This is a genomic window from Granulicella cerasi (assembly GCF_025685575.1).
GTDB classification, from domain to species: Bacteria; Acidobacteriota; Terriglobia; order Terriglobales; family Acidobacteriaceae; genus Granulicella; species Granulicella cerasi.
Genome location: NZ_JAGSYD010000002.1, coordinates 326,193 through 350,050, shown reverse-complemented (window position 1 = coordinate 350,050; position 23,858 = coordinate 326,193). Strand labels below are relative to the sequence as shown.

The window sequence follows — 23,858 nt, the reverse complement described above, 5'->3', positions numbered from 1 at the left end:
CGCGGATTGAGTTTTCATGCGATTGCTGTTCTCTCTGGAAATCGTCAAAAGACGATCCCTAATAAGACGGAAAGTCAGATACTAACGGATGTTGTCATCCCATTCGTAAACAGCGGCGTTATCACCGCAAAGTGGGGATCCGAACGCCGAAGTTATCAAGTGCTCGAACTGCGTATCTACGAAACCAGTTCCGTTTGGGATAAGCGTCAATCGACTCTGGCCGAGCATATCAAAAGAAAAAGAAATATCTTCAGCCGCTTCGAGAATCGAGCAAATGACATTCTCGCGGTTAAGAAGCCCCGCGTCTTTGTTGTAACCCCAATTCAAGGGGACAAGATGGGGGATCAGGACCAACAGCGTGTGCATCGCGAGTATGATGAGCGCTTTGAAACCATCGAGCGCGTGATTTCCGATGCTGGCGGGGTTGCCATTCGTATTGATAAAGAGCATGCCATCGAAGACTTAGTTGGACGCATTAAGAAAGAAATTCGAGGGGCAATTTTTATCGTTGCCGATATGACCGATGAGCGCCCATCTTGCTATTTTGAAGTTGGTTATGCGGAAGGGATAGGAAAGCCTATCGTCTATATCGCCAGCAAGCAGAGTGTGCTGCATCCGGGGACGGCGACGAAAATCCATTTCGACATTCATCAGAATGTGCTTTTCTTCTCCAATCTCGCAGAATTGGACGAGAAGCTAGCGAACTCCATTGAGAAGAATAGGAGAAAACTTTTCGATACCGATGCGATCCAGCTCTCTGGAGAGTCTGATTAATTTCCTGTAGTTTGGGTAATCTTTGGCCAGATATCGGCAATAGTGTCACATGCCGCATCGATATCTGATTTGAGCCTCTTATTGAGCTTAGCGCCGGTGTAGTGGCGATTGCGTGCGATATCAAGATAAATAACATCACGTGGATGTACGTTGATGCCGCATGAGGTAACCGCCTCATGCATCACTTTGAGCACGATATTAATGTGATCTTGATCTGGCTCGGTTCGGCTGAAATGCAACTTGACGATCTTGGGTGTTCCCTGGTCGTCGACATAGAGATCCGGCGTCGCCGTCACGTCAACAGTCCCATGTGTATACACAGGTTTAGGGCTATCAATGATCTGAAATTTTGAATTGCCGAAGTGAGTAGCATATGACTCAATTGCGCGAATATTATCCCGTAGCCTTGAGCTATCCCTGTCCGGCTCTGCTGCTTCCTTCTTCTGGAGCTTTACTGCGGCGCTGATTAAAAGCCCCATATCGTTGCCTGATTCGTGAAATTTCTTTATGGCTGCACGAGCCTCACTATATCGGACGATCTGTGGCCGCTTATGGCCGTTCGCATCGAACTGGAACTTATAGTTCCTAAGCATCGCACGCTGACGCGACGCTCCAGCCTTCATGAATTCGGCAAGTCCATTAACGGAGATACGAATATTTGCCATGGATAACCCCAACGTGAATCCGTAAGATACGGGCAATTCTACATGGATATAGGAACTATTACCGCCCGAAGCCACCGCCGCCGCGCATGCCGCCCATTTGGGACATGAGACGTTGTTGCATCTTGCCGGCGCCGCCGGGGGTGCCCATCGTCTTGAACATCTTGCTCATCTGGGCGTGCTGCTTCAGGAGGTTGTTCACCTCGCTGACCTGAACGCCTGCGCCCAAGGCGATGCGCTTGCGGCGGCTGCCGTTGATGATCGAGCTGTTCTGGCGCTCCTTCTTCGTCATCGAGTTGATGATCGCCTCGACGCGGTCGAACTGCTTCTGGTCCACGTTTTGTGCGGCCTGCTGCATGCCCTGGAAGGGGCCGACCGAGGGGAGCATCTTCAGGATGCTTTGCATGGAGCCGAGCTTCTTGATCTGGCGGAGCTGGTCGCGGAAGTCTTCGAGCGAGAAGCCGTCGCCGGAGAGTGCCTTCTTGGCAAACGCCGTGGCCTTGTCCTTGTCGAGTTTTTCTTCAGCGCGCTCGAGCAGCGTGGCGATGTCGCCCATGCCGAGGATGCGCGAGACGATGCGGTCGGGGTGGAAGGGCTCGAAGGCGTCGGGCTTTTCGCCGGTGCCGAGGAACTTGATGGGCTGACCGGTGATCTTGCGGATGGAGAGCGCTGCGCCGCCGCGGGAGTCGCCGTCCATCTTGGTGAGCACGGCGCCGGTGATCTGCAACAGGTCGTTGAAGGCCTTGGCGGAGTTGACGGCGTCCTGGCCGGTCATGGCGTCGGCGACGAAGAGGATTTCGCTGGGGTTCAGCTCTTTCTTGAGCTGCGCCATCTCGTCCATGAGCGCCTGGTCGATGCCGAGGCGGCCTGCGGTGTCGACGATGAGGACGTCGTTGGCGAAGTTGCGGGCCTCGCGAAAGGCTTCCTTGGCGAGGCGGAGCACGTCGGCGGTGCCGGTGGTCTCCGAGAGCTTGCCTTCGTAGATCTGCACGCCGACGGTGCTCGCGACGACCTTGAGCTGCTCGCGCGCGGCGGGGCGGTAGACGTCCACGGAGACGAGCAGGGGACGGTGGCCACCCTTCTTCAGCCACGCGGCGAGCTTGCCGGTGGTGGTCGTCTTGCCGGAGCCCTGCAGACCGGCCATGAGGATGACGGTCGGGGGCTGCGAGGCGAATTTGAAGCGCGCGGTGTCTTTGCCGAGGACCTCCATGAGCTCGTCGCGGACGATCTTGACGATCTGTTCCGCCGGGCTCAGGGCTGTCGCGACTGTAGAACCGAGGGCCTTGGCGCGGATGTGCTCGATGATGTCGCGAGCGACGTCGAGGTTGACGTCGGACTCGAGCAGGGCGACGCGGATTTCGCGCAGGGCATCATTGATGTTCTCGTCGGTGAGAGTGCCTTGGCCGCGGAGGTTTTTGAACGAGCGTTGGAGCTTATCGGAAAGTGCTTCAAACATGGCGTTTTCAGTTTACAGGGATATGGATTCGATGCTGTGGAAGCGGAGTGTGCACGGAAGTTTGCAAAAAAGGGGTACGAGGCTGCTATGCTGTAGAGGATCGAACGATCGGTCTGGTCTTTTTGCGTGTTCCTGCTGTACCGACTCGCCATCTGTTCCAAATGTTCGTCGGTACATCTAGTTTCAAAAGGAAGAAATACTATGGAGCAGGGCACTGTAAAGTGGTTCAACGACGCTAAGGGTTTTGGTTTCATCAGCCGTGCAAACGGTGGTGGTGACGTATTCGTTCACCACACCGCGATTCAGACGCAGGGCTTCCGCTCGCTGGCCGAAGGCCAGGCAGTGGAGTTCAGCGTTGTGACGGGTCCGAAGGGCCTGCAGGCTGAGAACGTTCGCGGTCTCTAAATCGCGGAACGAGCAGTTTGACGAAAGGGCGGCGATCAAAGCCGCCCTTTTGCTTTATCCAGGTCTTTCCCTCTTACCAAGGAGCAACGGAATGAGCACACCCCAAGCCGTATCGGCAGCATTTCAACTGAAGTGGCTGCATGAGGAAATCGACCTATACGACCGTAAGCTGGCACACTTTGACAAGTACAGCGCTGCAGGCTCGGCCGCAGAGCGTAAGAAGATGGTGACCAAGCGCAGCACCTTGGAGAAGACCGCTCGTCAGATGGTTTCTGACGGAGTGGAGTTCCAGGCAAAGGACCTGCCGCGTTCTTTCCGCGCAGAGGATCCTACTGCAGAACCGCAGACCGCGGAGCAGTCAGCCGCTTAGCTGCCGCTAGCTCACACGATCCAGATGAACCCGCTACACCTGCAAAGCTCTAGGGCTTTGGGGTGTCAGCGGGTTTCGTTGTTTCCGGGGATGCGGGAGCCGACGCGTCCGCAGGTTTGTCGGCAGGTTTGTCCTCAGGCTTGGTTTCAGCCGGAGGCGGAGCCGGCTGCGTGCCTTTGGCCGGAATGGCGAAGGGGTCGAGCAGCGATGGGCTTTGCCATGTCATCAGCTCGGCGCCGTTTTCGGTGATGAGCATGTCATCTTCCAGGCGGATGCCGAACTGGTTGGGCAGGTAGATGCCCGGCTCGTTGGAGAAGAACATGCCTGGCATCAGCTTCTGCGCGTTGCCGCCGACCAGGTACGGCCACTCATGCATGGCGAGGCCAATGCCGTGACCGAGACGATGCTGGAAGTGCGAGTAGCCGCTACCGTACGGAGACTTGTCGATGACGGCGCGAGCCGCAGCGTCGATGGCGCGCATCTCCACGCCAGGACGCGCGGCAGCCAGCGCGGCGGACTGCGCGTTGTGCACAATCTCGAAGACCATGCGCTGGTCGTCGGTCGGCGTGCCGTAGACGAAACTGCGTGTGATGTCTGAGGTGTAGCCCTCGACGGTACAGCCGTCGTCAAGCACGACCATCTCATGCTCGTGGATGAGTTGCTCCTTGCTCGAGCCGTGCGGCGTAGCGGTTGCGACGCCGACGTTGCAGGAGGCCTCGCCACGCACGCCGCAGCGCTTGTACGCTTCGGCGATCAGGGCTTCGACCTTGTGATTCGTGTCGCCGGGACCGCAGGAGAGATAGACCGCCTTATAGACGTCGAAGGTGATCTGGTTGGCGAGGCGCAGGAGCGCGATCTCTGCGGGAGACTTGAGCGAGCGCTGGCCGGCGGTGACGGGCGTAGCGCTGGCGATGGTGAGCGCCGGTGCGGCCTTGGCGATCATGTTCGCCATGCCGAAGGGCACCATTTCCTCGATGCCGAGCGTGCCCGCGGTGACGTTGGCTTCGGCGAGCGCGCGACGCAGGATGATGAACGGGTCTTCATTCTCCTGCCAGAGGTAGGTGATGGTGGACTCGCGCTCGGGAAAGTTGAGGAGCACTTCGGCGAGACGGTCGCGCTCGAAGAACGGGCAGATGATGAAGGGCGCGGCTGCCTGCGGGATCACGTACGCGAAAAGGCGTTCGGACTGTCCCCAGTTCGTTCCGGTGTAGTAGCGCAGCGAGGGGCCGGTGGTGATGAGCACGGCGTCGAGCTTGTACTGCTTCATCAACTCGCGAGCGAGGTCGGTGCGTTGGTCGCGCTCAAAGCCTGTGATGGGGACGATGTCCTTGCGGCGATCGGTGAGGGCGAGGATCGCTTCGGGAAGCTTCGGGGCGTCGCAAACCGCAGGAGCGGGCGGGGCGGCGGCTTTCTCCTGCGCGTGCAGCGCGAAAGCGGGTGCGGTGGCGGCTGCGGATACGAGGAAGCGGCGGCGAGACAACATGAAGAGATTGTAGGGCGTCGGCTTGTGTGCCGACGCCCGGAGTTGCGGTTAGTGGCCTGCGGCGGTAGTCGATTGGCCCTGCGCAGAGGCGGAGACCTCTTCCCACGCATCCCACTCGGCGAGGCGCCTGGCATAGACCTGATGCGCATGAGGAACGCCTTCACTGCCGAGAATGAGGCGCAGCGGCGGCTGCTCTGCGTCCACAAGCTTGAGCACGGCGTCGGCGGTGGCTGCGGGTTCGGCGCGCTGCATGGTGCGCATCATCCCGAAGACGTGCTCGCGGACGGGCGCGTATTCGGGCATGGCTGTGCCATGCTTGCCGGACTGCGGGCCGCCGAAATCGGTGGCGTAGGCGCCGGGCTCGATGATCGAGACCTTCAGGCCGAAGGGAGCGACCTCGAGCGCAAGGCTTTCGTGGATGGCTTCGAACGCCCACTTGGAGGAGGCGTAGAAGCCGATGAGCGGCATGGACTGCAGCGCGAGCGTGCTGGATACGCCGATGATGTGGCCGTGTCCCTGCTTGCGGAGGATCGGAAGCACCGCGCGAATGACGCGCACGGTGCCGAGAATGTTCGTGTCGTACAGCGCGCGGATTTCATCATCCGAAGCTTCTTCGATCGTGGCAACGAGAGGGTATCCCGCGTTGTTGATGACGATATCGAGCTGGCCGAAGTGCTGGTGCGCCTGCGCAACGCCAGCGGCGACTTGCTCGGGGTGGCTGACGTCCATGGCGAGAGGGAGAATCTTATCGCCGAAGCGCGCGGAGAGTTCTTTGAAGTCGGTGGTGGTTCGAGCGATCGCGGCGACATTGTCTCCGCGCAGCAGGGCAGCTTCGGCCCACACGCGACCCATGCCGCGCGAGGCTCCGGTGATTAGCCAGGTTTTCATCTTCAACATCCCTATACTTGGAGTGTTGAGTGCACTCGAGTCTTAGAGTAGCGTTGCATTTGAACGCTGTCTAGATAAATCTGAACGGTGTGCAGATCTTCCTTTCACGATGGCAAAAAAGCGAGCGACGTATCATCACGGCGATCTGAAGACGGCGCTGATCCACGCGGCGGACGAGATCATTGCGGAGAGCGGGATAGAGGGCTTCTCCCTCCGCGCCGCGGCACAGCGAGCGGGTGTTTCGCCGGGTGCGCCGGCGCATCACTTCGGCTCGGCGAAGGGCCTGCTGACCGAGGTGGCACTGCTGGCGTTTGCGAAAGCGGACGAGATGATGAAGGCTGTCGAGCGCGCGGACAATGCTGCTGCGAACATGCGCGCGATCTCGTATGCGTTCGTGCAGTTCGCGTATGAGCATCCCGGGCATTTTCGGCTGATGTTTCGCCACGACCTTATCGATCGCAAAGACCCGCGCTACAAAGAGGCGACGGAGGTTCCGGGCAAGCGATTGGGTGCGGCGCTGGAGGCGTATCACGGCAAGGCGGAGAAGAAGATCTCCGCGTTCGAGCACGCGTCGGACGAGTTCGCGGGACTGGCGCTGCTGCATGGCATGGCAGACATGGTGATCGCGGAGAAGATCCAGCACATGTTTCCACGAGCGAACGCCGGCGAGTTCGTTGAAAAAGATCTGCCAAAGGTGTTGAAGCTGATCTATCCCGATCGATAGCGGCTGCGATGGCGACAGCAGCGGAATTGATTGACGCGAAGATTGCGGAGTCGGGTGACTGGCTTGGAGCAATGCTGGCGCGGGTGAGGGCGTCATCGTGGCTGTCGCTGGCATCATGATGAAGCGCAGTGGCGCCGCGTGCCGGTGTGTTCCTGCAACGGGATCCTTTGCCCGGGCAAGACGTACAAGGCCGCGGTGAAGCTCGCCTTTGCGAAGGGTGCGTCGTTAGCGGACCCGCACTGAAGGTCAAGCGCAAGAAGGCTTAGGCATTGTGGCGATCAGAAGTTCCGATGAATCGCCTGCGAGACGCCCTACATCCATAGAGATGCAGCGAGCGAAGCTCGCAGGAGAGGCGATCTTGAGGGAAATCATGAAGCGGGTTGTTGTGGGTGTGGTGGGTGTTCTCGCGCTCGCGAGTACCGGTTCGTCTGCGCAGACGAAGGCGGTGCCGGTGACGGTGGTGAGCCATGTGGACATCAAGCCGGATGCGTATTTGCCGCAGGCGGTGGAGACGGCCGAGAAGCTGCTGCAGGCGGAGACCGTTGCGACGCACAAGGATGCGGGGCTGGTGGCCTATGGCGTGTATCAGGAGGTTGGGTCGAGCAATCACTTCACGATCGTCGAGACCTGGAACGACCGCACGGCGTATGAGAGGCACGTAGGTTCCCCGCACACGGTGAGTTTCCGCGAGAAGGTTCAGCCGCTGCTGGGTGGGCCGTTTGATACGCGTTTGCATACGCCGCTTCAGTAGCGCGAAGGGATCCCTGAGATGCGAAAGTTGTGGGTAGTAGCGTTGCTGGCGGCGATGTGCGGTGGGGTAGCTGTAGCTCAAGATGAGCCCTCGTATGGGCCGGAGTTGCAGGGTTACGAGTATCCCTACCCGGTGCAGCGGTTTGAGTTTGCGTCGCAGAAGCAGTCGTTGCAGATGGCTTACATGGATGTGAAACCTGCAGTGGCGAATGGTCGCACGGTGGTGCTGTTGCATGGCAAGAACTTCTGCGCGGCGACGTGGAAGGGCTCGATCGATGTGCTGTCGCAGGCGGGGTATCGTGTGATTGCAGTGGATCAAATCGGGTTCTGCAAGTCGTCAAAGCCACAGAGTTATCAGTTCACGTTTCAGCAGTTGGCGCGAAATACTCATGCGTTGCTGGAGTCGCTGGGTGTGACGAAGGCGACGATCATGGGGCACTCCACTGGCGGGATGCTGGCGGTGCGCTATGCGCTGATGTATCCCGAGGCCACCGAGCAGTTGGTGCTCGTTGATCCGATCGGGCTGGAGGACTGGAAGGCGAAGGGCGTGCCTTCGATTTCGGTCGACCAGTGGTACGCGCGCGAGCTTGGCAATAGCGCGGAGAAGATTCGCAAGTATGAGCAGGCGACCTACTACGCGAGCACGTGGAGCCCGGCGTACGAGCCGTGGGTGCAGATGCTGGCGGGGATGTATCGCGGGCCGGGCAAGGACGCTGTGGCGTGGGATTCTGCGCTGCTGTACGACATGATCTACACGCAGCCAGTGGTGCATGAGCTGGAGAAGATTGCGGTGCCCACGTTGCTGATGGTGGGCGACAAGGACAATACGGCGATCGGCAAGGACCTGGCTGCGCCGGAGATACGTGCAAAGCTCGGTAATTATCCGGTGCTGGCCAAGGAGGCTGCGGCGCGCATTCCTCATGCGAAGCTCGTAGAGTTTCCAGCGCTTGGGCATTCGCCGCAGATTCAAGATCCGGCGGCGTTTCATCGCGAGTTGCTGAAGGGTTTGGCGCGATAGTTGGCTGCGGTATGTGGCGGTTGATAGCATCGGCCTGCGAAGATAGATAGAGGAGAGCTGATGAACGCGAAAGAGTTTGCTGCAGCGGCGGGTTTGGGTGAGGTGATCGGTGCGATCGCCGAGGCGAGTGCGGAGATTGCGACGAAGATTCGTTTGGCGGGGCTGAGCGACATCTACGGCGCGGCTGGCGCGGTGAATGTGCAGGGCGAAGCGCAGCAGAAGCTCGATGTGTTTGCGAACGATGTGATGATCGCCAAGCTGGGCGCGGTCGCGGAGTGTGCGGCGATTGTGAGCGAAGAGGATGATGAGCCGGTCGTGTTCGATCATCCGGGCGCGAAGTTTGTTGCGATCTTCGACCCGCTCGATGGCTCTTCAAACATTGACGTGAATGTGAATGTTGGCACGATTGTGTCGATTCAAGCGGTGAAGGGTGATGCGACTGCGACGGCGTTGCAGCCCGGAACAGCGCAGGTCGCAGCGTTGTATGTGGTCTACGGGCCTTCGACGGTGATGGTCGTTGCCCTTGCGGAGAAAGAGGGCGTGGCGTTCTTCACGCTCGATGACAAGGGCGAGTTTGTGTTGACGGCCGAGGGCGTGAAGATGCCCGAGCAAGGGCCTTACTACTCGACCAACGAAGCGAATGCGGCGAGCTGGCCGGCGGTGTATCGCGAGTACGTGGCGACGCTGGTGAAGGGCGAGTTGGGCGGCAAGGCCTATGGCGCGCGCTACATTGGCTCGTTGGTGGCGGACTTCCATCGCACGATTCTCAAGGGCGGCGTGTTCCTCTATCCGCCGACGGAGAAGGCCCCGAAGGGCAAGCTGCGACTGTTGTATGAGGCGAACCCGCTCGCGCTGATTGCGGAGAAGGCTGATGGCGCAGCGGTGAATGGCCGGACGCGGATTCTTGAGGTGGTGGCCGAGCAGGTGCATGAGCGCACGCCGCTGATTGTGGGCTCGAAGCGCGAGGTTGAGGCGCTGCAGCAGATGGTTCTGAAGGCGGGCAAGTAAGTGGCGGCTGAGCGACTTTATTACACCTCGGCGGTGTTGGACTTCGACACGACGATTGCGGACATTCGGCTGACGAAGACCGATGAGCTAGGGCAGCTTTGGCAGGTGGCGCTGGCCGAGACGGCGTTCTATCCGACGGGCGGTGGACAGCCTTCGGACCGCGGAATGCTGATCGCGTATGCGCCGAGCGGTGCTTCGCTGGAGGTGCCGATTGAAGCTGTCGAAGAAGACGAAGACGGCGAGGTTTGGCACTATGTGCGCAAGCCACTGATTGAAGGCACGGAGGTGCAGGGGCGTGTGCTGGCGTCGCGCCGCATGGACCACGAGCAGCAGCACTCGGGGCAGCATCTGTTGAGCGCGGTCTTTCTGCGTGAGCTGACGTTGACGACGGTGTCGTTTCATCTTGGCGCGGAGTCGTCGACGATCGACCTCGACACGAAGGAGCGTCCGACCGAAGAGCAGCTTCACCAGGTGGAGGAAGCTGCGAATCGTGTCGTGGCGGAGTCGCGCCCGATCTGGTCGCGCTTTGTGGAGCGCGAGTACGCCGAGGACATGCTGCGGCGCGGCGATCTGCGCAAGCTGCCCGAGCGCGAAGGGCCGATGCGCGTCGTGCAGATTCAGGGCATCGAGTTCAACGCCTGCGGCGGCACGCATGTGGAGAATACAGGCGCAATCGGCGCGATCTCGATCCGTCGGCTGGAGAAGGTGAAGCAGGGCTGGCGTGTAGAGTTCTGCTGCGGCCAGCGTGTGGTGCGCGCGGCGCGTAAGGACTACATCGCGCTGGATGCAGTGGCGCGCACGCTGAGTGTGGGCGCGGCCGACGTGCAGGCGCGTGTGGAGGCGCTACTGGAAGAGAAGAAAGCGCAGGCCAAGGAGCTGAAGAAGCTGAAGGCGCTGCTGCCTCCTTCGGCTTAGAGCTCTACGAGTGTAGAGATGTGATCAAGCGGCCCCTTGGGTGAGTACGTTTCACTCGGGGGCCGTTTTGGGTTTGTCGGGTTCGCCGACGAGGTGGTTGATCTCGAGCGTCTCGGCGCCGGTGCGTCGGCATGAACCTTCGCGTTGCCAGATGCAGGCGTCGTCATCGTTGTAGAGCGCGTGCGCGAAGCATTGTGTGCGATGGTATGCGGGAGGCAGTGGCGCATCGGGATGCTGGGTCGTGAGGATGACGTTGAAGGCGTCCTGATGCTGCCACAGAGATTGCGCGGGGTTGTCGGTGCGGTCCGTGGGATAGAGCGGCACATCGCGATGCAGATAGGTGTAGCCGCCGGCGTTGGTCCACCACTGTTTGAACATGGCGACGCCGCAGGTTCTCGGATCGTGGCTGATCGCGGCGAAGGCTTCGTTGCCGGCAACGGCGCGTCCCCAGTCTTCGGTCTGCGTGGGCATGGCGACGCTGGTGAACGCTGCAAGCAGCCAGCAGGCGATGACCCAGCGCGTGTAGCGAAGGTGCTCCTGCTGTTGCAGCCACTCCACGGTGCCGATAGCCGCGAGCAGCAGGATAGTGATCATCGCGAGGTGGATGTAGCGGAACTCCTTATGCGCGATGAAGCTGTGCATGGCAATCAGGACGACGATCATCGCGCGGAGTTCCGGGAAGCGGCGGGAGCCGATCCACGCGAGCCAGAAGAGCGGGATCGTCCAGATGACCCACGTAGCGAAGAACTGCACAAGGTAGAAGAGCGGCCCCTCGGACCCATAGGCCACTGCGTGGTGCGCGACGAGGTTCATGTGGATGTTCTTCGAGACCCAGACGAAGGGCGCGTCGGCGAGAAGGATGTCGGGAACGGTGCTGAGCGCGGTAGCGGCGAGGATACCGAGCCCGGTCCAGAGCCAGTCGCGCCAGCGGAAGGCAAGGCTGACGAGCAGCATGGCGGCAAGAGCGGGGAGATACTGCACGCGGATGGCGCACGCCAGTGCAAGCAACGCGCCTGCAGCGACAAGCTTCCAGCGTGCGGAGCTGCGCAGTAGAACGGCGGCGCCAAGCGCGAAGGGGACGGCGATCGAGTCGGTGAGCGCCTGGCCGGAGAAGAGGAGGAAGTCGGGCCAGAGTGCCGCGACGGTGGCCGCGGCGAGGGCGTGAGCTCGCGAGAGACGCAGACCGAGAGCATACGCGGCCAGGATGCTGCCGAGTGAAAGGATGCAGAGGCAGATGCGCGGCAGAAGAAGGTAGGCGGCGGTGCCTGGCAGCAGGACGCTGCCGAGCTTCATGGGGCCTGAGAGCGCGAAAGGCACAAGCCAGCTACGGATGCCGTAGCGATACTCCCATGGGACTACGCCGTAGCCGAAGACAAGACGGTGCGCTTGCTCGAGATACTGAAACGTTTCGTCGGCTTGAAAGCTGCGCGGCGTGTGGAGAAGAGCGAGTCGCAGCAGGAACCCGATGAGGAGAAGGAACAGTAAGACCTTGGTGGGACTCTGCTGTGTGACGGTCTGGCCCGATTTCAGGGAGCGCTCCATTCTGCCTTTAGCGGCGGTTGGTTTCAGCTCAGACATTACGCCATCATATCGAACCTGAGCGTCGACCTCGTGGCGTTGCATGCCGTACTTGAGGTGGGAGTTGCCTTCACATCGCGCGTAGATAGGATGGCGATCTTCTGAGCGTTGAGCGCTCTGTCGATGCAGGTGGCGCTGCCTCGACCCACAAGGGCGAAGACTAAACTGAGAGCGTGAGTCAGTTTTGCGATGTCGCGTTGCCGGTCCCGATGGACCAGAGCTTTACCTATGCGCTGCGAGGGGCGGAGGTGGAGGTGGGCGCGCGTGTGCTTGTGCCGTTTGGTGGGCAGAAGCTGATGGGCGTTGTCGTGGCGGTGCATGAGAACGCGCCGGGCGAGGGCATTGACGTCAAGCCGGTGGAGCGCGTGATGGATGAAGAGGCGCTGCTCTCGGATGAGTTGATGGACCTGGGCCGTTGGGTTGCGGGCTACTACTGCGCGCCGTTGGGCGAGGTGCTGCGCGGCATGATGCCGTTGATGGCCGAGGTGCGGCGACAGTTTACGTATCGCATCGGCGAGCAGGGGCGGAAGGTTTTGTACGAGGCCGCGCGTGGGTCGTCGCGTCGTTCGCGGCTCAGTGTTGAGGAGCAGAACCAGGAGTACGCGGTGCTGAACTACCTTGAGGCCGGCGATGCGGTGAAGCTGGCGACGGTGCGTTCAGCGACAGGCGCTCGCAAGGCGCTGCTTGATGCGATGGCGCGTAAGAAGTGGCTCGTGCGCGAGGCCGTTGCCGAGGTGCGTGATGCGCGACGGCTGGAGAAGATCGCGGTGCTGGTTGGTGATACGAGTGCTGAGTCGCGAGTTGTGGGTGATGAGTTGGACCCGGAACTGGCTGCGGGCGAGAGGGCCCATCCAGTGATTCAGCAAGACAGTGTGTCAGAGATTCAGGACGGCGAAAGTCAGCGTCCAGCAGCCGGTGCTTCAGCTTCGAGACGGTTGCCGAAGCTGAATGAAAATCAGCTTGCGGTGATGGCGGAGTTGGCTGGAGCGGGTGGGCGTGTGGTGTTGCGCGATCTGCGCGAACGGCTCGTGCGGAATGGGATTTCCGAGTCGTCGCTGCAGTCACTCGTGAAGCGTGGGCTGGTGGTGATCGAGGAGCAGGCTGAGGCTTTTCATCTTTCGGGGCTGGGTGCGTTTGGCAAGAAGTTTGCGCATGAACACTCGCTGAATGAAGCGCAGACCGAGGCTCTTGCGTCGATCATGGCGGCAATGGCGAAGGGCTTTCATCCGATGCTGTTGTACGGCGTTACGGGCTCGGGTAAGACCGCGGTGTATGTCGCCGCGATGCAGCGCGCGTTGGCGATGGGCAAGAGTGTGTTGCTGCTGGTGCCAGAGATTGGGCTGACGCCTGCGATGGCTTCGACGATGGTGGCGGCGTTCGGCAGCGAGGTTGCGCTGTTGCACTCGCAGCTGACGCCGGATGAGCGCGCGGAGCAGTGGCATCGCATTCGTCGCGGCGAGGCGCGTGTAGTGGTCGGTACCCGATCGGCGGTCTATGCGCCTATGCCGGAGCTGGGGTTGATCCTCGTGGATGAGGAGCATGACTCGAGCTACAAGCAGGAGGAGACGCCGCGGTATCACGGTCGCGATGTGGCAGTGATGCGTGCGAAGCTGCGCGGCATCCCTGTGGTGCTGGGTTCTGCGACGCCTTCGCTGGAGTCCTGGAACAACGCCGAGCGTGGGCGGTATGAGCGCGTGGAGATGCGTCAGCGCGTGGGCGGCAGGCCGTTGCCGACGGTCGAGATGATCGACATGCGCGAGGAGTTTCGCGAGACGGGCAAGGAGCAGATGTTTTCGCAGAAGCTCATCGCGGAGACGCAGAAGACGCTGGATCGCGGCGAGCAGGTGATCATCCTGCTGAACCGGCGCGGGTACTCGTTCGTCGTGATGTGTCGCAAGTGCGGCGAGAAGATCGAGTGCGAGAACTGCGCGATCTCGATGACGTATCACAAGCACGGCGACGAAGACTCCAACGGTGGCGAGGCGCGCGTGGGCGAGCGTTTGGAGTGTCACTACTGCGGCTTCAAGCGCGGTGTGCCGTCGCATTGCCCGAAGTGCGAAAGCGACCACCTGTACTACATGGGTGCAGGCTCGCAGCAAGGCGAAGAGAAGCTGCAGGAGCTGTTTCCGGGGGCGCGCATCGGGCGCATGGACCGCGATACGGTGCGGACGCGCGGCGACATGGAGCGGCTGCTGTCGCGGCTGCATTCGGGCGAAATCAACCTGCTCGTCGGCACGCAGATGATCGCCAAGGGGCATGACATCCACGGCGTCACACTGGTAGGCGTCGTCGGTGCGGACTTCGCTTTAGGCTTGCCGGATTTTCGTGCAGCGGAGCGGGTCTTTCAGTTGCTCGCGCAGGTGAGCGGGCGAGCGGGGCGTGGCGAACTGAAGGGGCGCGTGCTCGTGCAGACGTATCAGCCGGACCACTATGTGAACGAGTTTGCGCGCGAGCACGACTACACAGGCTTTGCGGCGCGGGAGATGTACTTCCGTCGGCAGATGAAGTATCCGCCGCTGGCTGCGTTGGCGAACGTGGTGATCCAGAGCGAGCAGTTGGAAGAGGCGTTGGACATTGCGGCGCGACTCGGCAAGTTTCTGCTGCCTGCAAAGCAGGAGGGCGTGCGTGTGCTCGGTCCTGCCGCGGCGCCGTTATCACGCGTGAAACGGATCTACCGCTTCCACCTGGTGCTGAAGTCGGAGCGACGCGACACGCTACAGCGTGTGCTGAAGCAGATGCTGGCGTGGATGGATCGTGAAGGCATTGCACGTCGTAGCGTCGTGGTCGACGTTGACGCGTTGCACTTGATGTAGCCGCTAGTGGCGCAGGCCGCGCAGGAGATCGAAGAGGGTTTCGTGCGCGATGGGCCGCGGCGTGATGCTGAGTGCGAGTACCAGAAAGCACAGCGGTGCGAGGAGCCGGAGCGGAGTCGAAATCTCAGAGTGATCACGGACGCGCGGGTGTCGCATGGCGGGTGTGAGCAGGAAGATTGCCCAGACGATCCAGCCGACCCAGCTGGCAGCGGCCAGCAGGAAGAGGGCGACCACCGACGCGGTACTGGCGACGCGGTGGATGCGCGGCGAGAGCGCGTAAAGGACGTGACCGCCGTCGAGGATGCCTGCGGGGATGAGGTTCAGCGAGGTGATGAGCAGTCCCATCCAGCTCGCGACGAGGATGGGGTGCCAGAGTACAGGGCCGTTGAAGCTGATTTTTCCGGCGGCGGTGAGCGCGCGTTGGACAGCGACGAAAAGCAGCGGCGAGTTGAGCTCGGCAAGGCGCTCCGGCTGGCCGATGGCGACGACCGAGTGCAGCAAGCCGAGCGTTACGGTGATGATGGCGACGCAGAATCCGGCGATGGGGCCAGCGGCCCCGATGCTGAGGAGCGCGGCGCGGGTTTTCACGCGCTGGCGCAGGCGAATGACAGCTCCGGCGGTTCCGCTGAGCGTAGGCGCTGGAAGTACGAAGGGCAGCGTGGCGCTGATGCCATTGCGGCGGCAGGCGAAGTAGTGGCCGAACTCATGTGCGAGCAGGATGCCGAGCAGGCTCAGCGAAAAGGGCAGGCCGGTGCGCCAGTCGGCGAGATGCGCCAGCACCCAGCGGAAGGGGAAGATGTCGGCTTCGGTCGCGAGCGGGAAGCGCCCGTGGCGGAAGTTGTCCATGTACCTCATGCCGATGGCGGTGGTGGTCAGCAGGGTACAAAGCATCAGCGCGGCCTGGGTCGCAAGCTGGCGTGGGGTCGAGCGTTCGATTGTCGGGGAAGTTGGGCGCGGGCCTGGCGCGGTCTCAGGTAGGGCCATGCAGGATGGTTTGCGTCCGTGGGATGGGGATAGAGGCGAGCACGAGTGCCCGCCTGCTGGGAGAGAAATTAGTCGAGCAGGTGCAGTTCCTTGCCGGGCTTGAAGCGCACGGCTTTGCCCGGAGCGATCGATACTTCTGCGCCGGTGCGAGGGTTGCGTCCTACGCCAGTCTTGCGAGGTTTCACGGTGAACACGCCGAAGCCACGTAGCTCGATGCGTTCGCCGCCGGTAAGGGCTTTCTTCATAGCCTCGAAGATGGCATCCACCGATGCTTCCGCCTTGATGCGCGGTAGCCCGGTGCGTTCCACGACGCGCTGTACAAGATCCTGCTTAATCAATGGGTCGTCTTCCTTTCCATAACAGACGCCGTAACTTGCATGGCGTTAGCTGTCGAGGGGGAGCGATACACGCCCGATGGGTTGATGGTAGGGTCGGTGTTTTCGATTGTCAATGTAAAGCCACAGCAGTTTGCGGTACTCTGCACAAAAGCCCTCTGAGGAAATTGCAAGCGGAATCGTCTGCGGCAAGATGCGGGCGACGCGAAGGAAGATTTATGGCGATCAAGAGCGATAAGTGGATTCGTACGCAGGCGTTGGAAAACGGGATGATCTCGCCCTTCAGCGAGAAGCAGGTACGCGAAGGCGTGATCAGCTACGGCCTTTCGAGCTACGGCTATGATCTGCGCGTTTCCGATGAGTTCAAGATTTTCACGAACGTGAACTCGGCGATCATCGATCCGAAGAACTTCGATGAGCGCTCCTTTGTGACCGTTCAGGCGGACAGCGTCATCGTTCCGCCGAATTCGTTTGCGCTCGCGAAGTCGATCGAATACTTCAAGATTCCGCGCGATGTGCTGACGGTTTGCGTGGGGAAGAGCACGTATGCGCGCTGCGGCATCATCGTGAACGTCACGCCATTTGAGCCTGAGTGGGAAGGCTATGTGACGCTCGAAATCTCCAACACCACGCCGCTTCCGGCGAAGGTGTATGCGAACGAAGGCCTGTGCCAGATCCTGTTCTTCCAGAGCGACGAACAGTGCGAAGTGAGCTATGGCGATCGCAACGGGAAGTACCAGAAGCAGCAGGGAATCGTGCTGCCGAAACTGTAATCGGGCCCAAGGCTGTACATGCGGCGTGAGAACGCTGCAAGGTTGAACGCTCAGGACGGATGTAGATCCTAAGAGGACGATGCAGGCAGACATGAATCAGCGGATCGGCATTCTTGCCTCTGATCCGCTCCGGTCAATTGGGCTGGAATCCATACTGAACGAGATCGATGGTCTCGAGGCGGTAATCCTTTCTCCTGCGCATCTGTGGAAGCAGCTCGCGACGCTGTCGGCGTTGGTGCTGGACACGCGCATGTCGAACGGCCAGTTGCCGGAGATGCTGAGCCGCATCCGTCGTGAAAGCCCCCAGTCGAAGGTCGTCGTCGTTGGCGCGTCCGTGGAGCCGCTGCATGTGCAAGCGGTGATCGGTGCCGGTGCGAAGGGGTATCTGGCCGAGACGGCAAGCGAGAGCGAGTTCCGCATGGCCATGGAGGTCGTGCTCGATGGCTCGGTCTGGGCGCCGCGCAAGGTGCTGGCGCGACTGTTGGAAGAAGGTGGCACGTCTTCTTCCAAGACCGCGACCGGATTATCTGTGGCTTCGAAGATGACGCCGCGCGAGCATGAGGTGCTTCGCCTGTTGAAGGACGGCAAATCGAACCGCGATATCGCGCAGGCTTTAGGCATTGACGAGACCACCGTGAAGGCGCACCTGGGCCGCATGTTGCGCAAGACCGGTACCGCAAACCGCGTAGAACTCACGCTGCGCGCCATGGAAGAAGAAGAGCGCGCTTAGGCGGCTGGCGCCCCCTTTTCGAGCGCACGTTACTGTTTCGGAACAATGGACGAGGTCTACAGCCCTTCGTACCGTTGTGGGAATTTGGTAACCGTCGCATGATTACTTCAGTACAGACCTGGGAGAAATGGGGTGGAGTGGCGACGCTGGCAAGAGCGTGGCTCCCACCCCTCTTTTTTGGTTTGGTGAGGTCAACTTGTGAACATTTTTGACGTTGACACAACCACAGCCCCTGGTATTCCATCTCACTCGAAATACGGCGCTGGTGCGCGCGTAAGGAGATTAGCGATGAAGAAGATGGTGAGTGCTGTACTGGGTCTGGCAATGGGTCTGGGTGCAGTAGCAGCCCATGCGCAGGATGACAAGAACGCGGAGCGTCTGAACAATTCAGCGAATGTGCTGCAGGAGATCATGGCGACGCCTGACAAGGGCATTCCGCAGTCGATCCTTTCGGGCGCGTACTGCGTCGTTGTGATCCCGGCTTACAAGAAGGGCGCTTTCATCGTGGGCGCACAGTACGGCAAGGGCGCAGCGACCTGCCGCACGCCGACGGGCTGGTCTGCTCCGGTGATGGTGAAGCTCGCTGGTGGCAGCTTCGGCTGGCAGATTGGCGGTCAGTCGACTGACCTCGTCCTGGTGGCTATGAACGAGCACGGCCTGCAGCACATGCTGGGCGCGAAGTTCAAGCTCGGTGCGGATGCAGCAGCTTCGGCAGGCCCGGTGGGTCGTAATGCGCAGGCTGGCACCGACTGGAAGCTCAACTCGGAGTTCCTGACCTACTCGCGTTCGAAGGGTCTCTTCGCCGGCATCAACCTTGACGGTACCGTGCTGGATGCGGATGACGACGATATGCGTGCGGAGTATGGCGCGAACCTGCCGTTCAAGCAGGTGCTTGCTGGCAAGACACCGGTTCCGGCCAATGCACAGCGCTTCGTTCGCACGACCGCGAAGTACTTCGTGATCTCGAAGATCAACCACTAAACACCAGCGTTTCGGGTGAGTGAGAGGCGGCCGGATCTCCGGCCGCCTTTTGCTGCTTCCAACGCGATGAATTGCGTACACTGAGAGCGTTTGAACGCGATGGATTCCAAGCAGACACAGCCTCCCCGCAAGAAGGGTGGCGGCGCCTTCCGGCAAGCGGCGGAGTATTGGGCGCTGCGTTCGCTGGTGGGTGCGGTGGGTGCGTTGCCAAGGCCCGCGGCTCGTGCGCTCGGAGCGGGCATTGGGGCTTTCGCATACGCGGCCGTTGGGCGTCTGCGACGCGTCGGTATGCGGAACCTCGAGATCGCGTTTCCGGAAAAGACAGAGGCAGAACGCGAGCAATTACTGCGCGGAGAGTTTCGCTCGCTCGGTTGGCAGATGGCCGAATTCTGCAAGATGAGCGGCTACACGCGTGAGTCGGCGTCGAAGTTTGTGCGCTACGACGAGGCTGGGCTGGAGCGGTTCCTCGCGGCTGAGGCTCGTGGCAAAGGGGTGCTGGTGTTGACGGCGCATCTTGGTGCCTGGGAACTTTCCAGCTTCTACCACTCGCTCATGGGGCATCCGATGTCGATGGTGATTCGTCGCCTGGACAATCCGCGCGTGGATGCGTTCGTCGACCGCGTGCGCTCGCTGCATGGCAACCGCGCGCTGCACAAGGATGACTTTGCGCGCGGGCTACTGGTTGCGATGAGGCAGGGCCAGACCGTCGGCATTCTGATGGACACGAACATGACGCCGCCGCAGGGGGTGTTTGTGCCGTTCTTTGGCGTTGAGGCCTGCACGGCCTCGGGGCTCGCGCGTGTGGCGATGCACTCAGGCGCCGCCGTGCTGCCGGGATACCTCGCTTGGCATGAAGATGAGCGCAAATACGTTCTGCACTTTGGCGAGGAGATCGTCGTGCGGAAAACTGGTGACGCCGAGGCGGACATCGTGGCGAACACAGCGCGGTTTACAGCAGCGCTGGAGGCTGCGATCCGAGAGTTCCCGGACCAGTGGTTGTGGTTGCATCGTCGCTGGAAGACGCGCCCCGCGGGCGAGCCGCCGGTGTACTAGAGGAGAGCGATGAAGCTGGAAGAGCTGCACGAAAAGATGACACATGTCGCCTCCGCAGAGAACGCGAAGGCGGATGCAGTGGTGTTTGCGGAGTCGGCGGAGTCGTTGGCCGCAGCACTCGCGTCCCGGGCCGGAGCCGTACTGACGACCTCGGAGTTGGCTGGGGAATCCGCTGACGAGCGCATTGTCGTCGTGACGAATCCGCGTCTTGAGTTCGCGAAGTTTGCCCAGAAGATTGCGCCGCAGCGTGAGGCGTTCGTGCATCCTTCGGCGTCAGTCGATGCAATGGCGAAGATCGGCGCGCGCGTGTACGTGGCTGCCGGAGCGGTCGTCGAAGCGAATGCTGTTCTAGGCGACGATGTGACGCTGGGCGCGGGAGCGAAGGTGCTGGCTGGCGTGGTGCTGGGGAACCGCGTGTTGGTGCAGGCGGGCGCGGTGCTGGGCGGGCTGGGATTCGGTTATGTGCGCGATGCCGCGACGGGCGAGTACACGCTGTTTCCGCAGCAGGGCGAGTTGGTGATCGAGGACGATGTAGAGATCGGCGCAAACTCGACGATTGACCGCGGCGCGCTGGGCGAAACGCGCATTGGCAAAGGAACGAAGATCGACAACCTCGTGCACATTGGCCACAATGTGCGCGTCGGCAGGAATGTGGTCATCGCCGCGCAGGTCGGAATTTCGGGTTCGTGTGTGATAGAGGACGGTGCCGTGCTGGCCGGGCAAGTGGGCATTTCCGACCACTGCCACATCGGCCCGGGCGTAATTCTCGGCGGGCAGGCAGGCGTATTCCGTGGAGCGACGGTAAAGGGACCTGGGCAGATGTTTGCAGGTACACCAGCTGAGCCCATCAAAGACATGCTGAAGTCGTTGGCGCGTTTGCGGCGTCTGAAGTAACAGGGGTGCAGCGATGCTGGTAGTCGTCGGCGGTCACACGCGAAATATCGGCAAGACGGGCGTGATGGCTGGTGTCATCGGCGCGTTTCGCGAGCGCGAGTGGGTGGCGGTGAAGATCACCCAGTACGGGCATGGCGTCTGCTCGGCGAACGGCGAGCCGTGCGACTGTGCAACGGCGGATCACACGATCGCGATCAGCGAGGAGCGCTCGGCGACGAGCGGCAAGGACACGTCGCGATATCTGGCCGCGGGAGCGCGGCGGTCGATCTGGGTGCGCACGCAACAGGGAGAACTGGCCTCCGCGATGCCGCGGGTGCGGAAGCTGATCGCGGAGAACGAGAATGTGATCGTGGAATCAAACAGTGTGCTGCGCTTTGTACGGCCGGACCTGGCGCTGTTCGTAACCGACGCCGCGGTGGAGGACTTCAAGCCCTCGGCGCTGCGCTATTTGGATCGTGTGGACGCGTTCATTGGCGAGCAGCGAGGTTCCTGGGCGGGCGTCGCGCCGTCGCTGCTGAAGAAACCGTGGTTCGCGGTGGAGGCGGATTTTTCTAGTGCGCCGCTGCGGGAGTTTGTGCAGGGGAAGCTTGCGAACGCGCCAGGCCGAACAGCATCTTGCGAACTTCGGTGACCTCCGCCGTGAGTAGCTCATGCGTCGCGGTAGTGAAGTAGCCAAGATCGCGTGACAGCAGAATCAGGTATTCGAGATCATTCGTGAGCGCAGCGGCCTTCTTGGTCTCCGCGCTCATCAGGGATATGTCATGTCCGGCAGCAAGTGCGATGCGTTGCGGGATGGCAGTGGCGGCGCGCCGCAGTTGGATCGTCATGCCAAAGGCTTCGTCCTGGGGGAGGCCTCGGGTGAGTTCATAGATGTTCAGCGCGATTGCGTGTGCCTTCTGCCAGGAGCTCAGCTTGCGGAAGTCGACCATAGTCACAACAGAATGCCAGAGTCCGGGAACCGAGAGTGCCAGTTTTTTACTGGATCACTGGATATCTGGATTCTGGAAGTCTGTTGTGATTCCGACAGCGAGTAAACTTACAGAGGACCGATGGCTTCTGAGACCCCTAGCAAGTACTACCTGACGACGCCGATCTACTACGTGAACGCGCGGCCGCATATTGGCCATGCGTACACGACGATCGTTGCGGATGTGATCGCGCGCGAGCATCGCTTGCGCGGCGAGGATACGTTTTTCCTGACCGGCACTGATGAGCATGGGCAAAAGATCGAGCGCTCGGCTGCGGCAGCGGGTGTGCCTCCGCAGCAGTTTACGGACGAGGTGTCGATCAAGTTCCGCTCGCTGTGGGACCGCATGGGCCTCACCTATGACCGCTACATCCGCACGACGGATGAGTGCCACAAACTCGGCGTGCAGAAGCTCTTTGCAGAGCTGTACGAGCGCGGCAAGATCTATCTGAGCACGTACACCGGCGCGTACTGCGTGAGCGATGAAGCGTTTGTGGACCTGCCCGTGGGCACGCCTTGCCCGGACTGCGGCAAGCTGCTCGAGCAGGTGACGGAGGAGAACTTTTTCTTCAAGCTGAGCGAGTATCAGCGGTCGTTGATTGATGCGATTGAGTCGGGCGAGTTGGTGATCGAACCCGCGACCGCAAGAAATGAGGTATTGAGCTTTTTGCGTGGCAACGTGAATGCGGACGGTGCCACGGCTGAAGCTGCTGCGAGTGGCATCACGTATGTCCCCGGAGCATTGAAGGATCTCAGCATCTCGCGCTCGAGTTTCACGTGGGGCGTGCCTGTGCCGGAGGCGATCCAGAAGGCCGCAGGCGCAACGCAGAAGCACATCGTCTACGTGTGGCTCGATGCGCTCTCGAACTACATGACCGCAATCGGTTATGGCTCGGACAAGCCTGAAGATGCCGCGTCGTTTGCGAAGTACTGGCCTGCGGATTTGCACCTTGTGGGCAAGGAGATTACGCGCTTCCACTGCGTGTACTGGCCGGCGTTTTTGATGGCGGCGGGCTTGCCGTTGCCGAAGAAGATTACGGCGAACGGTTGGCTGCTTTTCGACAACGCGAAGATGTCGAAGTCGCGCGGCAACGTGGTGCGCAGTGAGACGATTCTCGACGCGTTTGGTGAGAACGTCTTCGCCACGCAGTTTCCTGAGTCGACGAAACAGGAGCGCGATCTGTTCGGTGCAGACGTGCTGCGCTACTTCCTGCTGCGCGAGATTCCGTTCGGGCAGGATGGCAGCTTCTCGTTCGACGCCATGGTGACGCGCTATAACGCGGACCTCGCGAATGGCTACGGCAACCTCGTGAGCCGCACGCTGTCGATGATCGAGAAGTACTTCGAGGGTGCGATTCCAGCACCGAAGTTCGAAGACAGCGAAGACGGCGTCGCTCCCGATGGCTTTGACGCCGCGATATTGTCGCGCGCGGGCGAAGCGTTGAAGCACGAGCTTGCTGCGCTGGGTGAGACGGATTTCGCGACGCGCTTGAGTAAGATTGCTGGCTTCATCACCGTGGTCGATGGCTTCATCACGGCGAATGCGCCTTGGAAGCTTGCGAAGGATGAAGCGATGCGCGGGCGCCTTGCGACGGTGCTCTATGTCACGGCGGAGGCCGTGCGTTGGGCGACGGCGCATCTGCACACGGTGTGTCCGTTCATTACAACGCGCGTGTGGGAACAGCTTGGGCTGGGCTCGATAGAGCACTCGTGGCGGAACGGCGAACTCGCGAATATGCATTGGGGCGGCCTTGGCCCCGGAACGAAACTTAGCGTGCTGGGACCGTTGGTGCCGCGCGCAGATAAGAATTTAGCGGAAGTGATGATCGAGATGGAAAACACGAATACGACTGCAGCTCCGACGACGGGAGCTGCTGCTGAAACGACTCCTGTAGCTGCTGTTGAAACGCCTGCGGCGGAAGCTGCCGCAGAAGTGGCTGCGCCTGCGAAGCCTGCGGATTCCTCACCGGAGATCGGCATTGATGACTTCGTGAAGATTGAGCTTCGCGTTGCGCAGGTACTCGTTGCTGAACGCATTCCGAAGGCCGATAAGCTGCTGCGTTTGGAAGTCGACCTCGGCTTTGAGAAGCGTCAGATTCTATCGGGCATCGCGGAGTTCTACACGCCGGAAGAGTTGATCGGCCGCCGCATCATCGTGATCACGAACCTGGCTCCGCGCAAGATGCGTGGGCTTGAGTCGCATGGCATGTTGCTTGCCGCGAGCGAGGAAGGCGGCAAGCCTTTCCTCGCCACGGTGCCGGAAGGCGTGCCGGTGGGTACGCGTTTGAAGTAGGCCA

Annotated in this window: 24 protein-coding genes; 16 read left to right on the top strand and 8 right to left on the bottom strand. The window is 60.9% G+C overall.

All coding sequences use genetic code 11. From position 1 onward, the window contains the following. Window positions 1-6 precede the first annotated feature (6 nt). Window positions 7-774: a nucleoside 2-deoxyribosyltransferase gene (locus tag OHL11_RS06970; protein ID WP_263370774.1), complete on the top strand. Its 768-nt coding sequence runs from the start codon at window positions 7-9 to the stop codon at window positions 772-774. Here the strand turns inward: OHL11_RS06970 and OHL11_RS06965 are convergent. Further along, window positions 771-1,439, bottom strand: coding sequence for a hypothetical protein (locus tag OHL11_RS06965; RefSeq protein WP_263370773.1), 669 nt, complete (start codon window positions 1,437-1,439; stop codon window positions 771-773). The genes OHL11_RS06970 and OHL11_RS06965 overlap by 4 nt on opposite strands. 58 nt (window positions 1,440-1,497) lie before the next feature. Further along, window positions 1,498-2,892, bottom strand: a complete 1,395-nt coding sequence (ffh, locus tag OHL11_RS06960) for a signal recognition particle protein (RefSeq protein ID WP_263370772.1) — start codon at window positions 2,890-2,892, stop codon at window positions 1,498-1,500. Between the two features lie 201 nt (window positions 2,893-3,093). On the opposite strand from ffh, the gene OHL11_RS06955 reads away from it, so the two are divergent. Next, the gene (locus OHL11_RS06955) at window positions 3,094-3,297 is read left to right on the top strand and encodes a cold-shock protein (protein ID WP_263370771.1); all 204 of its coding nucleotides are present in this window, start codon (window positions 3,094-3,096) and stop codon (window positions 3,295-3,297) included. Between the two features lie 91 nt (window positions 3,298-3,388). Further along, window positions 3,389-3,667, top strand: coding sequence for a hypothetical protein (locus OHL11_RS06950; RefSeq protein WP_263370770.1), 279 nt, complete (start codon window positions 3,389-3,391; stop codon window positions 3,665-3,667). Window positions 3,668-3,716: 49 nt separating this feature from the next. On the opposite strand, the gene OHL11_RS06945 is transcribed toward OHL11_RS06950, so the two are convergent. Then, window positions 3,717-5,150, bottom strand: a complete 1,434-nt coding sequence (locus OHL11_RS06945) for a Xaa-Pro peptidase family protein (RefSeq protein ID WP_263370769.1) — start codon at window positions 5,148-5,150, stop codon at window positions 3,717-3,719. A gap of 48 nt (window positions 5,151-5,198) precedes the next feature. Then, window positions 5,199-6,038 carry an SDR family NAD(P)-dependent oxidoreductase gene (locus OHL11_RS06940; RefSeq protein WP_263370768.1) on the bottom strand — a complete coding sequence of 280 codons (840 nt, stop codon included), beginning with the start codon at window positions 6,036-6,038 and terminating at the stop codon, window positions 5,199-5,201. 109 nt (window positions 6,039-6,147) lie between these two features. Between OHL11_RS06940 and OHL11_RS06935 the strand changes: the two genes are divergently transcribed. The 5 genes from OHL11_RS06935 (at window position 6,148) to OHL11_RS06915 (ending at window position 10,453) form a co-directional block, all read left to right on the top strand. Continuing rightward, window positions 6,148-6,762 carry a TetR/AcrR family transcriptional regulator gene (locus OHL11_RS06935; protein ID WP_263370767.1) on the top strand — a complete coding sequence of 205 codons (615 nt, stop codon included), beginning with the start codon at window positions 6,148-6,150 and terminating at the stop codon, window positions 6,760-6,762. Window positions 6,763-7,132: 370 nt separating this feature from the next. Continuing rightward, window positions 7,133-7,513, top strand: a complete 381-nt coding sequence (locus tag OHL11_RS06930; RefSeq protein ID WP_263370766.1) for a putative quinol monooxygenase — start codon at window positions 7,133-7,135, stop codon at window positions 7,511-7,513. An 18-nt stretch (window positions 7,514-7,531) separates the two neighbouring features. After that, entirely contained in the window at window positions 7,532-8,530 is a 999-nt protein-coding gene (locus tag OHL11_RS06925; RefSeq protein ID WP_263370765.1) for an alpha/beta fold hydrolase, read from the top strand. A gap of 60 nt (window positions 8,531-8,590) precedes the next feature. Beyond that, the gene (locus OHL11_RS06920) at window positions 8,591-9,538 is read left to right on the top strand and encodes a class 1 fructose-bisphosphatase (RefSeq protein ID WP_263370764.1); all 948 of its coding nucleotides are present in this window, start codon (window positions 8,591-8,593) and stop codon (window positions 9,536-9,538) included. Further along, window positions 9,539-10,453 (top strand): alanyl-tRNA editing protein, encoded by a 915-nt coding sequence (locus tag OHL11_RS06915; protein WP_263370763.1) that lies wholly within the window; start codon window positions 9,539-9,541, stop codon window positions 10,451-10,453. 51 nt (window positions 10,454-10,504) lie between these two features. Here the strand turns inward: OHL11_RS06915 and OHL11_RS06910 are convergent, their stop codons facing one another. Then, window positions 10,505-11,995: a glycosyltransferase family protein gene (locus OHL11_RS06910; RefSeq protein ID WP_263370762.1), complete on the bottom strand. Its 1,491-nt coding sequence runs from the start codon at window positions 11,993-11,995 to the stop codon at window positions 10,505-10,507. A 209-nt stretch (window positions 11,996-12,204) separates the two neighbouring features. Here OHL11_RS06910 and priA point away from each other — a divergent pair, with 209 nt between their 5' ends. Continuing rightward, window positions 12,205-14,844 carry a replication restart helicase PriA gene (gene priA / locus OHL11_RS06905; protein ID WP_263370761.1) on the top strand — a complete coding sequence of 880 codons (2,640 nt, stop codon included), beginning with the start codon at window positions 12,205-12,207 and terminating at the stop codon, window positions 14,842-14,844. A 3-nt stretch (window positions 14,845-14,847) separates the two neighbouring features. Here the strand turns inward: priA and OHL11_RS06900 are convergent, their stop codons facing one another. Both OHL11_RS06900 and OHL11_RS06895 read right to left on the bottom strand, forming a co-directional pair. Beyond that, a complete protein-coding gene (locus OHL11_RS06900) occupies window positions 14,848-15,735 on the bottom strand; it encodes a site-2 protease family protein (RefSeq protein ID WP_263370760.1) in 888 nt (295 codons plus the stop codon). 161 nt (window positions 15,736-15,896) lie between these two features. After that, on the bottom strand, window positions 15,897-16,166 hold the full coding sequence (locus OHL11_RS06895) for an HU family DNA-binding protein (protein WP_263370759.1): 270 nt from the start codon (window positions 16,164-16,166) through the stop codon (window positions 15,897-15,899). A gap of 215 nt (window positions 16,167-16,381) precedes the next feature. Here OHL11_RS06895 and dcd point away from each other — a divergent pair, with 215 nt between their 5' ends. The 6 genes from dcd (at window position 16,382) to OHL11_RS06865 (ending at window position 21,225) form a co-directional block, all read left to right on the top strand. After that, entirely contained in the window at window positions 16,382-16,936 is a 555-nt protein-coding gene (gene dcd, locus OHL11_RS06890) for a dCTP deaminase (protein ID WP_263370758.1), read from the top strand. Between the two features lie 91 nt (window positions 16,937-17,027). Next, the gene (locus OHL11_RS06885) at window positions 17,028-17,666 is read left to right on the top strand and encodes a response regulator transcription factor (protein ID WP_263370757.1); all 639 of its coding nucleotides are present in this window, start codon (window positions 17,028-17,030) and stop codon (window positions 17,664-17,666) included. Between the two features lie 288 nt (window positions 17,667-17,954). Continuing rightward, complete coding sequence (locus tag OHL11_RS06880) at window positions 17,955-18,647, top strand: lipid-binding SYLF domain-containing protein (protein ID WP_263370756.1); 693 nt, start codon at window positions 17,955-17,957, stop codon at window positions 18,645-18,647. 99 nt (window positions 18,648-18,746) lie between these two features. Next, window positions 18,747-19,700, top strand: a complete 954-nt coding sequence (locus OHL11_RS06875) for a lysophospholipid acyltransferase family protein (protein ID WP_263371262.1) — start codon at window positions 18,747-18,749, stop codon at window positions 19,698-19,700. A 9-nt stretch (window positions 19,701-19,709) separates the two neighbouring features. Then, window positions 19,710-20,594 (top strand): UDP-3-O-(3-hydroxymyristoyl)glucosamine N-acyltransferase, encoded by an 885-nt coding sequence (locus tag OHL11_RS06870; protein ID WP_263370755.1) that lies wholly within the window; start codon window positions 19,710-19,712, stop codon window positions 20,592-20,594. A gap of 13 nt (window positions 20,595-20,607) precedes the next feature. Further along, window positions 20,608-21,225 (top strand): hypothetical protein, encoded by a 618-nt coding sequence (locus tag OHL11_RS06865; RefSeq protein ID WP_263370754.1) that lies wholly within the window; start codon window positions 20,608-20,610, stop codon window positions 21,223-21,225. Here OHL11_RS06865 and OHL11_RS06860 read toward each other — a convergent pair. Beyond that, window positions 21,146-21,523 carry a four helix bundle protein gene (locus OHL11_RS06860; protein ID WP_263371261.1) on the bottom strand — a complete coding sequence of 126 codons (378 nt, stop codon included), beginning with the start codon at window positions 21,521-21,523 and terminating at the stop codon, window positions 21,146-21,148. The two genes, OHL11_RS06865 and OHL11_RS06860, sit on opposite strands and share 80 nt — an antisense overlap. 120 nt (window positions 21,524-21,643) lie before the next feature. On the opposite strand from OHL11_RS06860, the gene metG reads away from it, so the two are divergent. Further along, on the top strand, window positions 21,644-23,854 hold the full coding sequence (gene metG, locus OHL11_RS06855; RefSeq protein ID WP_263370753.1) for a methionine--tRNA ligase subunit beta: 2,211 nt from the start codon (window positions 21,644-21,646) through the stop codon (window positions 23,852-23,854). Window positions 23,855-23,858 lie beyond the last annotated feature (4 nt).

What these genes read in the sequence shown, in the direction of transcription:
- OHL11_RS06870 (WP_263370755.1), top strand. Translation starts at nt 19,710, where the DNA reads ATGAAGCTGGAAGAGCTGCACGAAAAGATGACACATGTCGCCTCCGCA.
- OHL11_RS06950 (WP_263370770.1), top strand. Translation starts at nt 3,389, where the DNA reads ATGAGCACACCCCAAGCCGTATCGGCAGCATTTCAACTGAAGTGGCTG.
- OHL11_RS06925 (WP_263370765.1), top strand. Translation starts at nt 7,532, where the DNA reads ATGCGAAAGTTGTGGGTAGTAGCGTTGCTGGCGGCGATGTGCGGTGGG.
- OHL11_RS06945 (WP_263370769.1), bottom strand. Translation starts at nt 5,150, where the DNA reads ATGTTGTCTCGCCGCCGCTTCCTCGTATCCGCAGCCGCCACCGCACCC.
- OHL11_RS06900 (WP_263370760.1), bottom strand. Translation starts at nt 15,735, where the DNA reads ATGCTTTGTACCCTGCTGACCACCACCGCCATCGGCATGAGGTACATG.
- OHL11_RS06965 (WP_263370773.1), bottom strand. Translation starts at nt 1,439, where the DNA reads ATGGCAAATATTCGTATCTCCGTTAATGGACTTGCCGAATTCATGAAG.
- OHL11_RS06860 (WP_263371261.1), bottom strand. Translation starts at nt 21,523, where the DNA reads ATGGTCGACTTCCGCAAGCTGAGCTCCTGGCAGAAGGCACACGCAATC.
- metG (WP_263370753.1), top strand. Translation starts at nt 21,644, where the DNA reads ATGGCTTCTGAGACCCCTAGCAAGTACTACCTGACGACGCCGATCTAC.
- OHL11_RS06955 (WP_263370771.1), top strand. Translation starts at nt 3,094, where the DNA reads ATGGAGCAGGGCACTGTAAAGTGGTTCAACGACGCTAAGGGTTTTGGT.
- OHL11_RS06865 (WP_263370754.1), top strand. Translation starts at nt 20,608, where the DNA reads ATGCTGGTAGTCGTCGGCGGTCACACGCGAAATATCGGCAAGACGGGC.
- ffh (WP_263370772.1), bottom strand. Translation starts at nt 2,892, where the DNA reads ATGTTTGAAGCACTTTCCGATAAGCTCCAACGCTCGTTCAAAAACCTC.
- dcd (WP_263370758.1), top strand. Translation starts at nt 16,382, where the DNA reads ATGGCGATCAAGAGCGATAAGTGGATTCGTACGCAGGCGTTGGAAAAC.
- OHL11_RS06920 (WP_263370764.1), top strand. Translation starts at nt 8,591, where the DNA reads ATGAACGCGAAAGAGTTTGCTGCAGCGGCGGGTTTGGGTGAGGTGATC.
- OHL11_RS06910 (WP_263370762.1), bottom strand. Translation starts at nt 11,995, where the DNA reads ATGGAGCGCTCCCTGAAATCGGGCCAGACCGTCACACAGCAGAGTCCC.
- OHL11_RS06880 (WP_263370756.1), top strand. Translation starts at nt 17,955, where the DNA reads ATGAAGAAGATGGTGAGTGCTGTACTGGGTCTGGCAATGGGTCTGGGT.
- OHL11_RS06930 (WP_263370766.1), top strand. Translation starts at nt 7,133, where the DNA reads ATGAAGCGGGTTGTTGTGGGTGTGGTGGGTGTTCTCGCGCTCGCGAGT.
- OHL11_RS06885 (WP_263370757.1), top strand. Translation starts at nt 17,028, where the DNA reads ATGAATCAGCGGATCGGCATTCTTGCCTCTGATCCGCTCCGGTCAATT.
- OHL11_RS06940 (WP_263370768.1), bottom strand. Translation starts at nt 6,038, where the DNA reads ATGAAAACCTGGCTAATCACCGGAGCCTCGCGCGGCATGGGTCGCGTG.
- OHL11_RS06875 (WP_263371262.1), top strand. Translation starts at nt 18,747, where the DNA reads ATGGATTCCAAGCAGACACAGCCTCCCCGCAAGAAGGGTGGCGGCGCC.
- OHL11_RS06935 (WP_263370767.1), top strand. Translation starts at nt 6,148, where the DNA reads ATGGCAAAAAAGCGAGCGACGTATCATCACGGCGATCTGAAGACGGCG.